We start from the raw sequence: 10,623 nt of genomic DNA on the forward strand, positions 1-10,623 counted from the left end.
ATGGAAGCTTACGAAGCCAAAAGCAAAGAGCGACAGCTGCGAGCCCTGCTACGCAAGGCCCGCCAACTCGGGATGGAGCTGGTTCATGCAGCTTAGATTTTTAAGAGCAAAAACAATGAGTTATATTTTGTTTGATGAGAGCCTGCCGAGTGCGCCTGTATCCGACCAGCAAGGTGCTCGGCCGATCAACCGTGCTTGCGCCGCCGCCATAGCCACAACGCCAGCACGCCGAGGGTCAGCAACAGCGGCACCAGGGCGATATTGACGAATTTCAGGGTGCGTCCCAGCGCCTCGATATCGGCGTTCAACTGGTAGCGCACCTCGCGCAGTTCCTTGCGGATTTTCAGCTTCTCCTGAAGGAACTGCTGCACCGTGGCCTGCTGCTCCGGGGACAGTTCCAGCGCCTTGCTCGGGTCGTCGCTGCGCTGCAAGGCGGCGAGCTTCTGCTCGGTTTCCGCCAGGCGCGCCTGCAGGGCCTGCTCCTTCTCGCGGAAGCGCGCTTCGGCCTCGCGCTGGATCGACTCGACCGCCTCGAACGGACGGGTGAAGCGTCCGCGCGAACGCACGCTGATCAGCGCCTCGGAGCCGGCCAGGTTGTCCAGGGCGTTGATCGCGAAGCCGGCGTTGTCCGCCCACGGCTGCGGAATGCGCTGGCCGAAGAAGTCCTGCACCTGTACCCACATGCGATCGGTGAGCATGTCGGTGTCGGCGACGACGATGAGGTTGATGTTGTCCGCCTGCTGCAACCCGTCCTTGCGCCCTTCGATGCCATCCGGGTAGGCCGACTGCGCCGGACCACTGATGCGCGCTGCCAGGGTGTAGCGCTCGCCGGTCGGCTCCAGCTCGCGGATCAGCTCCTCCGGGTTCTGCAGCATGGCGAAGCGCTTCACGTCGAAGGGCATGGCGTACTGCGAGCTCTGGATCAGCGAGATGAAACGGGTCTTGGCGCCTTCCAGCGGCTCGAGCATGCCGGCGGCGGCCACGGTCAGGTTCTCCAGCGCGGCGGTGCTGATGTCGTCCTGGTCCAGCGCCTTCTTCGGCAGGCTCAGCCAGGCGGCATGCCGCACCGGCCGCCGATCCTGGCCCATGCTCACGGACATGGCGTAGGAGCCATCGCCGAGCACCTGGTCCGGCACCATGCGCAGGCCCCAGGCCTTGAACAGCGGTTCGAGGTCGGAGGACTTGTCGATGTCCATCGCGCCGGGCATCCCGGCCTGGGTATCGGCCTCGCTGAACGGATCGACGAATGCCAGCAGCTTGCCGCCGCCCAGGACGAACTGGTCGATGGCGTAGAGGGTCTGCTCCGGTAACTGCTTGGGGTGCACCAGCAGCAGCACCGAGACATGCTCGGGGATCAGGTCGACGTCGGCCTTCAGGCTCTCGATCTGGAACAGCTGGCGGATTTCCTCCATCACCATCCACGGCGGCGTCGGCTGACGTGACGCCATGTCGAAGCCGCCATTGATCTGCAACCCGGACAGCACGCCGACCACCGGCCGCTCGGGCTTGGCCAGGCTCAGCAGCAGACGGCTGAGTTCGTATTCGAGGAACTCCTCCTGATCCAGGGCGAAGAACGGAATCACCTGGGTGGTCCCCTCGGCATTCTTGCCGGCCAGGCCGAAGTACAGCGAATCGCCGCCCTGCTGCAGGGGAACGCCCTGCAGGCCGAACTCGGCCGCCTGGTCCTCGTCCTCGGAGAACGGCGCCGGGTCGATGACCTTCAGCTTGAGCTTGCCGTCCGCCTCGCGCTGGTAGGCCTCGAGCATTTCCTCGACGCGCTTGGCATAGGTGCGCAACGCCGGCAGGTTCTTGGCGGCCGTGTCGGAGTAGAAGAAGTACAGCTCCACCGGCTCGTCCAGCTCGGCAAGAATCTGCCGGGTACCGGGGGAGATGGTGTAGAGCTTCTGCTCGGTCAGGTCCAGGCGGGCATTGGTCAGGCTCAGACTGGCGAACAGGTTGAAGGCGAGAAACGCCAGGGCGATGAGGACGAGCCCGGCGCCGGAAACCATCAGCTTTTTCATGGGCACCCTCAGTCGGCTTTCTTAAGGTCGATGACCACCGCAGTCGCAGCCAGCCAGGCGGCGATCAGGGTGAGGAAATAGAGCAAATCGCGCAGGTCGATCACGCCCTTGCTGATGGCATCGAAACGGGTCAGGAAGCTCAGCGACGCCACCGCGTCGATCGACCATTGCGGCGCCCAGCCGCTGAAGCCGTCGAGCACCATGGGGAAGCCGCTGACGATGAACAGGAAGCACACGCTGACCGCGAGGATGAAGGCGATCACCTGGTTCTTCGCCAGCGCCGACATGCACGAGCCGATGGCCAGGTAGGCCCCGGCCAGCAGCCAGCTACCGATGTAGCCGGTAACGATCGCGCCGTTGTCCGGCTCGCCCAGGTAGTTGACGGTGATGATCATCGGAAAGGTCAACAGCAACGCCAGGCCGGCGAAGGCCCAGGCGGCGAGGAACTTGCCGGTGACCGCCTCGAAGCGGGTGATCGGCAGGGTCATCAGCAGCTCGATGGTGCCGGACTTGCGTTCCTCGGCCCACAGGCGCATGGCAATCGCCGGCACCAGGAACAGGTACAACCAGGGATGGAAGGCGAAGAACGGCGCCAGATTGGCCTGGCCGCTCTCGAAGAAATTACCCAGATAGAAGGTGAACACCCCGGACAGGACCAGGAAGATCACGATGAACACATAGGCCAGCGGCGTGGTGAAGTAGCTCGCCAGCTCGCGTTTGAACAATACCGGCAACTGCCTCATACCATCTCCCCACGGGTCAGGCGGCGGAACACTTCGTCCAGCCGACCGCGTTCGACATTCAATTCCTTGACCCGCCAGCCGCGCTGGGCGATCAGCGCATTGACCTGCGGAAAGATCACCTGACCCGGCTCGGCCAGCACGCTCAGGCTGTGCTCGCGCTCGTTCTCTTCCACCCCGATGACGCCCGGCAAGGCCGCCAGCGCCACCATATCCAGCGGCTCTTCGGCCACCAGGGTGACGGCCTGGTGATAGCGCGAGCGGCTCTCCAGCTCCAGCGGCGTGCCATCGGCGAGCAGCTTGCCGTGGGCGATCACCACCGCACGGGTGCAGACCGCGCTGACCTCCTCGAGAATATGGGTGGAGATGATCACGATCTTGTCGTAGGACAGGCTCTGGATCAGTTTGCGCACCTGGTGCTTCTGGTTCGGGTCGAGGCCATCGGTGGGCTCGTCGAGGATCAGCACCCGGGGATCATGCACGATGGCCTGGGCCAGGCCGACCCGGCGCTTGAAGCCCTTGGACAGGGTCTCGATCGACTGCTCGAGAACATGTTCCAGTTCGACCTGAGCCACCGCCTTGGCCACCCGCTGACGCTTCTCTGCCCCCTTGAAGCCACGCACCTCGGCGATGAACTCGAGGAAACTGCGCACCGTCATGTCGCCGTAACAGGGCGCGCCTTCCGGCAGGTAGCCGATCTGCCGCTGGGCCTTGAGCCGGCTTTTCTGGATATCGAAGCCGAGCACGCTCGCCGTGCCGGACGTCGGCGCAAGAAAGCCGGTGAGCATCTTCATGGTGGTGGACTTGCCGGCACCGTTCGGGCCGAGGAACCCCAACACTTCCCCGCGCTCGACGCGAAAGGACAGGTCGTCCACCACAGTGTGCTGTGCGAAACGCTTGGTTAGCTTGCTTATCTCGATCATGGTCCCTCACCCGTGCGGTAACAGATCCTGCTCGCGGCCCGTAGAGCGGCGAAACGGGCTTTCAATGCCGGCAGGACTATAAGGAGTCCGGCGCCACCAGTGCAAGCCAAGAACCCGGGAGTCATAGCCCTCGGCGTAGACCCTAGGAAGGGTTAGCCGCCCAGGCGCTGCCTGGCAGGACAACCTTTCAGGCGCGGCGTAACCCATCATGGCGCTGGGCCTGCTGACGCCGTGTTGGCGCTTCGCCCAAGCGGCGCATGACAAGCTTTTGCCGGCTCGCCAGTGATCCGGCACACTAGCCGCCCCGAGCAATCGCTCGTTTGCACAGCCAGCAGACTCCGTATGACCCGCTCCCCGCTTCGCCGCCTCCTGTTCGCTACCCTGCGCCGCCTGCTGTACCTCTGGGTGCGTTCGGAAACCATCAACCAGTCGGCCTTCAGCCTCAAGCTCGACCGCAGCAAGCCGGTGTTCTATGTGCTGCAACTGCCATCCTTGAGCGATCTGGCGGTGGTCGATGCGGAGTGTCGCAAGGCCGGCCTGCCGCGCCCGGTGTTGCCGGTGGCGGTAGGCGAGCTGCTGGAGCCGGCGGCGTTCTTCTACCTGACCCCGGAGCCGGACTGGCTCGGCCGCCAGGACAAGCGCGGCATTTCGCCGACCCTGCAACGCCTGGTCAGCGCCCTCGCTCAGCACACCGTGGACGATGCGCAGATCGTCCCGGTCAGCGTGTTCTGGGGCCAATCGCCGGACCGCGAGACCAGCGCCTGGAAGTTGCTGTTCGCCGACAGCTGGGCGGTCACCGGGCGCCTGCGCCGACTGGCCAGCATCCTGATCCTGGGGCGCAAGACCCGCGTGCAGTTTTCCACCCCGATCCAGCTGCGTGAACTGGTCGCGCAGGACAAGGGCCACGAGCGCACCCTGCGCATGGTTCAGCGCATCCTGCGGGTGCACTTTCGCCAGCAGAAGGCCGCGGTCATCGGCCCCGACGTGTCGCACCGGCGCCATCTGGTCAAGGGCCTGGTGCACGGCCCGCAGGTACGCCAGGCGATCATCGAGCACGCCGAGCGCGAACACATCACCCTGCACAAAGCCGAGGCCTTGGCCCTGCGCTACGGCAACGAGATCGCCTCGGACTACACCTACACGGCGATCCGCTTTCTCGAACTGCTGCTCAGCTGGTTCTGGAACAAGATCTACGACGGCATCAAGGTCAACCACATCGAGGGCGTGCAGGAGGTCGCCCAGGGCCACGAGGTGATCTACGTGCCCTGTCACCGCAGCCATATCGACTACCTGCTGCTGTCCTACCTGCTGTTTCGCAACGGCCTGACCCCACCGCATATCGCCGCCGGGATCAACCTCAACATGCCGATCATCGGCGGCCTGCTGCGCCGCGGCGGCGCCTTCTTCATGCGCCGCACCTTCAAGGGCAACCCGCTGTACAGTGCGGTGTTCAACGAATACCTGCATACCCTGTTCAGCAAGGGCTTCCCGGTCGAGTACTTCGTCGAGGGCGGGCGCTCGCGCACTGGGCGCATGCTCCAGCCGAAGACCGGCATGCTCGCCATCACCCTGCGCAGCTTCCTGCGCAGCCACCGCCTGCCGGTGGTGTTCGTGCCGGTGTATATCGGCTACGAACGGGTGCTGGAGGGCCGCACCTACCTCGGCGAACTGCGCGGGGCGGGCAAGAAGAAGGAGTCGATCTTCGACCTGTTCAGGGTCATAGGCGCGCTCAAGCAGCGCTTCGGCCAGGTCTGGGTCAACTTCGGCGAGCCGATCAAGCTGGCCGAATTCCTCGACCGGGAGCAGCCGGACTGGCGCCGCCAGGACTACGGCGGCCAGTTCCGGCCGGATTGGCTGAACCAGGCCAGCCACAGGCTCGGTCAGCAGGTCGCACAGCATCTCAACGAAGCGGCGGCGATCAACCCGGTCAACCTGGTGGCCCTGGCGCTGCTCTCCACCAACAAACTGGCCCTCGACGAGCACGCCCTGGCCCGGCTGCTCGACCTCTACCTGGCGCTGCTGCGCCGCGTGCCCTACTCGCCGCACACCAGCCTGCCGGAAGGCGACGGCCAGGCGCTGATCGAATACGTACAGGGCATGGACCTGCTGGCCGAACAGCGCGATGCGCTGGGCAAGATCCTCTATCTGGACGAGCACAACGCGGTGCTGATGACCTACTACCGCAACAATGTGCTGCACATCTTCGCCCTGCCCGCGCTGCTGACCAGCTTCTTCCAGAGCAGCGCGCGGATGAGCCGCGAACAGATCCTGCGCTACACCCGCGCGCTCTACCCCTACCTGCAGGCCGAGCTGTTCCTGCGCTGGGACCTGGAGCAGCTGGATGCGGTGGTCGACCAATGGCTGGCCGTCTTCGTCGAACAGGGCCTGCTCAGCTTCGAGGCCGAGGTCTACGTGCGCCCCCTGCCCAGCTCGCGGCAGTTCGTCCTGCTGACCCTGCTCTCGCGCACCATCGCCCAGACCCTGCAGCGCTTCTACATGGCCACCGCCCTGCTGCTCAACGCCGGCCAGCACGCGATCAGCGCCGAGGAACTGGAAGACCTGTGCACCGTGATGGCCCAGCGCCTGTCGATCCTCCACGGCCTCAACGCCCCGGAGTTCTTTGACAAGAGCCTGTTCCGCCACTTCATCCAGACCCTGCAGGGCCAGGGCGTGCTGCGCCGCGATGCGGCCGGCAAACTCAGCCACCACCCGCTGCTCGGCGAACTCGCCGAAGGCGCCGCCAAACGGGTGCTGACGGCGGAGATCCGCCTGTCGATCCGCCAGGTGGCCATGGACAGCAGCGAGGATGTGGCGGAACCGGTTTAGCCGGGGCGCCTCACGAGAAGGCCCGCCTCCCGCACGTCGCCCGGACTGCCCGATCTGGGCTAATCCACAATCTGTAGGGTGTCACTCGCCGCAGGCAGTGCACCATCGGTTTATCGGCGCGGCACAAAAGCTGGCGGGTTGTCGCTGCGCTCCGAACGGACGGCGCCCCGGCCGCCCTACGAACGGAACGCCGCCCAGTCGCTCCTACAGGTGCCTGCGGGCCAGCAAACGCGATTGCCTCCAGTTTGCTGCGTGACTGCCCGGCTCATGCCCCCTGCTCCTGACGCGCCAGCGCACTGCGTAGCAGGGCCGGCTGCATCGGCCGATCGAGGAAGTAGCCCTGGGCTTCCTCGCACTCGTAGCGCTGCAGAATATCGAGCTGCGCTTGCGACTCCACGCCCTCGGCCGTCACGGTCAGGGAAAGCGCCCGCCCGAGGCCGATGATCGCCTGGATGATTGCCTCGCTGCTCTCGCCACCGCCCAGATCGGAGACGAAACTGCGATCGATCTTCAGCCCATCGAAAGGGAATGTGCGCAGATAGCCAAGGGAAGAATAGCCGGTGCCGAAGTCATCCATGGTCAGCCTGACGCCCAAGTCCTTGAGCGCCTGCATGATCACCAGCGCGCCCTCGGCATCCTCGAGCAGGACACTCTCGGTGACTTCCAATTCCAATCTCGACGGCGGCAGACCGGTTGCGTCGAGGACACTCTGGACCCGCGCAACCAAGTGCCCACGCTGGAACTCCACCGGCGAGAGATTCACCGAAACGATCAGCTCCTCGCTCCAGCTCATGGCTTCCGTGCAGGCGGCCTGCAACACCCAGGAGCTCAGGGGCACGATCAAGCCGGTGGTCTCGGCGATGGGAATAAAGGTATCCGGGCTCAGCAGCCCGCGTTGCGGGTGCTGCCAGCGCACCAGCGCCTCGGCCGCAACCATGCGCTTACTGTTGACGCTGTAACGGGGTTGCAGGAGCAGGCGCAGCTCGTCGTTTTGCAAGGCCTGGCGCATATCGCGCTCCAGTTGGCGCTGTTCGACGACCCGCTCGTTCATATCGCTGGCATAAAAGCGCCAGGTATTGCGCCCGGCCCCCTTGGACTCGTACAGGGCGATATCCGCGTAGCGGAGCAACTCTTCCGCCACGGCGGCATCGGCGGGCGCCATGGCTATGCCAATGCTGGTGCCGATGAAAATACTGTGGTTGTCGATCTCGAATGGCTGCTCGATGCTGGCGATCAAACGCTCGCACAGGTGCTCCACCTCCTCCTGATCGGATATGCCGCTGACGATCAGGATGAATTCGTCCCCGCCCATGCGGGCGACCAGATCGCCCTCGCGCAGGCACAGGCGCAGACGCCGGGAAACCTCGTAGAGCACCTGGTCACCGACCTCGTGGCCGAAACAATCGTTGACCTGCTTGAACCGGTCGAGGTCGAGGCTCAGCATGACCAGCGGCTTGTCCACGCTGGGCGCCGCCTTGAGCTTGCCCTCGAGGAACTCCTGCATGCGGTTGCGGTTCGGCAAACCGGTCAGCGCATCATGCAGCGACAGGTGTTCGATGCGCGCCTGGGCCTCGACCTCTTCGCTGATGTCGCTGACAGTACCGCGGTAACCGCCGCTGGCCTGCGCATCCGCAACGGTTCGCATGGAGAGTCGACAGGTGCGCAGACGACCATCCCGAGCGCGGTAATGACACTGCCGGGTACCATTGGCTGCCCTGCTCTTGCGCTTGCTCAGCCAAGTGGACAGACCACCGGGACACTCGATGAACTCATCGATCGGACGCCCCAGCCAGTCGCTGTCGGCATGCCCGGTCACCGCCTGGAAGCGGGCGGAAAGGTAGGTCAGACGCAGTTCGGCATCCACCTCCCAGATCCAGTCCGAGGCGGCTTCGGCCACATCGCGAAAGCGCGCCTCACTGGCTGCCAGGGCCCGCTGGCTGGCATACAGGGAGGCATAACTGGCATCCATCTCACGCGCGGAGGCCATGGCCCGGCGCAGGGTCAACCAGGTGACCAGCGCCACTATGCTTCCGGCCAAGGCCAGCAGCGGCAAAATCAGGTACAGCAACTGATCGCCAGGCCGGGTCGGCTGCCAGCGCAACAGCAGCGGCTTGCCGTTGAGGGCGGCCAGGTGCAACGAGGATGCGCCAGGCGCATCGACGGCGCTGGCCACGTGCAGCAGGTCGATACCGAAGTCCTCTCCCAGCGCCTGCAGCTTGTCCGGCCCGAGCAGATCGACGAAGAGCAAGACCGATGTCGGCCCCGGCACTTCGGCAATCTGTGGATCGCCTCCGGGGGTAAAGCCCGCAGCAGCGACCAGCGCCGGCTGACCGGCTATTTGCACAAAGCTCACGAGCGGTTCTTCATCCTCGGCCTGCTCGCGCGCCTGCGCGAGCAGTGCCGTTATATCCTGGCCGAACCATTGCTGTACCGAGGCTGTCACGCGCTGGCCGTCGACCACCGCATAGGCGGTGGAGCCATCGGCGGCGACGACAAACACGCCCTCGAAGACGAAATCCTCGAACAGGCTGGGGCCCAGGTTCTGCCGCGTATAAGCCCACTCGAGATCGACCGTGGCATGCAGATGTTGGTAGGCCTCGCCCCAAAAGGCGTAGTCGGCGATGGTCGCCAGAATCGACTTCTGCCGGACCTGGGTAGCCTTTTCCACATAGAACAGGCTCTGTTCGATCGCCCGAGTGTTCTGCTGCAAGGCAATCTGCACCAACGCCGCACTGGCCACGACGAACAGCACCAACAGCAAGGCTGAGATAAGCAGCAACGCCCCGCGTGTGGCCCTCGAGTTAGACACGCCGATGGCCGGTTGACGGGACGACTGTGCTGCTGGCGACATGAAAATCCTCGATCGGTTGGTGATGCGGCGCCAAGCAGGTGCAAGGCAGGAAGCACGCAAAATGAAGGCATTATGCTATCACCCCACCACCCCGTTAACACCAGCGCACTCATGCCTCTGTGGCGCAGTGTCGCCAAAGGCTTCGAGCAAATCGTGAACCAACGTCACATCCGCTGGATAATGACCGCTGCAGCCGTTCCGACCGGCCATGGGCAGTCGATGGCGGTTTTCGACAGATTGTTGGTCTTTATCCAGCAATGATGGTCGCGCCACCGCCAAAGCTTGGCGCCGTCGCTACATTCCGAACGGCTCCCCGAGCCCATGCCCTGCGCAAACCGATCGACCGCGAAGCAACGCGGCTGATTTGCCAGGACAGCGACCAGCCGCTATTCGGAAACCTGGCGGATATCCAGCAGCACCCACACTTCGTAACCCTTGGCGCGCGCGGCTTTTTCGGCCTCGAGCTGGGCAGCGAGCGTGCTGATCGAGCGGGAACGGTGCTCGAAGCGGAAAGGCGGGCCACCGTTCTTGCGCACGCTCAGTTCGACGAGCGTGTAGCTGGAGGGTGGCTTGGGCTGTGACTGGGGTTGTTTCGGCGGAGCCGGGTCGAGGCCGAGGGCGCGGCGCATCTCGCCTTCTGAGAGGTTTTTTTCGGTCAAGCTAGAGCCCTAATGCATGAATGGCTGTCATTGTTGAGCAGGACTTTACAGAAGATTTCGCGACAACGTCCTGCGAGGACGGTGAATCCTGTCAATCCACCGCAAATCGAGATGGATAGTGCCACGTCGGCTTATAAAAGTGGATACGCAACGCGTCAGCCACCCAGGCTTGCGGCGTGCGCCGCCACTCGAGCCGACCAACGGACGCACACAAGAGCAGCGCAGAACCGTAGAAGGGGCCGCCCCGTCTTCGACGGAGCGCTGTCACGCAGCAAACTGGGGACAATCGTGTCTGTCGGCTTGTGGGTACCTGTAGGAGCGGCCGGGCGGCGTTCCGCTTCAGCCGCGAAGCTTTGGCTGTGCCGCGAAGAATTCGCGGCTAAAGCCGCTCCTACAATAATCAATAAAATCAATTAGATATTGGTTGTTTGATAAGAGATCGCCCGTCGTCCAGACGCCGCGCTGTCGCGCAGCAAACCGGGGGCAATCGTGTCTGTCGGCTTGTGGGTACCTGTAGGAGCGGCCGGGCGGCGTTCCGCTTCAGCCGCGAAGCTTTGGCTGTGCCGCGAAGAATTCGCGGCTAAAGCCGCTCCTACAATAATC

General features: G+C 64.2%; 7 protein-coding genes. 1 reads left to right on the forward strand and 6 read right to left on the reverse strand.

Annotated elements, in window-relative coordinates:
- Positions 1-185: 185 nt before the first annotated feature.
- From ABZE94_RS16660 to ABZE94_RS16670, 3 genes are read right to left on the reverse strand one after another with little or no spacing between them, the layout of a single operon-like run.
- A complete protein-coding gene (locus ABZE94_RS16660) occupies positions 186-2,021 on the reverse strand; it encodes a GldG family protein (protein WP_372876613.1) in 1,836 nt (611 codons plus the stop codon).
- An 8-nt stretch (positions 2,022-2,029) separates the two neighbouring features.
- Entirely contained in the window at positions 2,030-2,764 is a 735-nt protein-coding gene (locus ABZE94_RS16665; RefSeq protein WP_372876615.1) for an ABC transporter permease subunit, read from the reverse strand.
- Positions 2,761-3,684, reverse strand: coding sequence for an ABC transporter ATP-binding protein (locus ABZE94_RS16670; protein WP_372876617.1), 924 nt, complete (start codon positions 3,682-3,684; stop codon positions 2,761-2,763). The genes ABZE94_RS16665 and ABZE94_RS16670 overlap by 4 nt, the downstream gene beginning before the upstream one ends.
- Before the next feature lie 342 nt (positions 3,685-4,026).
- Between ABZE94_RS16670 and plsB the strand changes: the two genes are divergently transcribed.
- Complete coding sequence (gene plsB, locus ABZE94_RS16675; RefSeq protein WP_372876619.1) at positions 4,027-6,510, forward strand: glycerol-3-phosphate 1-O-acyltransferase PlsB; 2,484 nt, start codon at positions 4,027-4,029, stop codon at positions 6,508-6,510.
- A gap of 265 nt (positions 6,511-6,775) precedes the next feature.
- Here plsB and ABZE94_RS16680 read toward each other — a convergent pair whose 3' ends face one another.
- The 3 genes from ABZE94_RS16680 to ABZE94_RS16690 all read right to left on the reverse strand — a co-directional run.
- A complete protein-coding gene (locus tag ABZE94_RS16680) occupies positions 6,776-9,289 on the reverse strand; it encodes an EAL domain-containing protein (RefSeq protein WP_372876621.1) in 2,514 nt (837 codons plus the stop codon).
- 458 nt (positions 9,290-9,747) lie between these two features.
- Positions 9,748-10,020, reverse strand: coding sequence for a hypothetical protein (locus ABZE94_RS16685; protein ID WP_372876623.1), 273 nt, complete (start codon positions 10,018-10,020; stop codon positions 9,748-9,750).
- Between the two features lie 413 nt (positions 10,021-10,433).
- The coding region (locus tag ABZE94_RS16690) for a hypothetical protein (protein WP_372876625.1) at positions 10,434-10,623 on the reverse strand (190 nt) is incomplete at its 5' end.

Source organism: Pseudomonas sp., from assembly GCF_041601375.1.
Lineage (GTDB): Bacteria > Pseudomonadota > Gammaproteobacteria > Pseudomonadales > Pseudomonadaceae > Aquipseudomonas.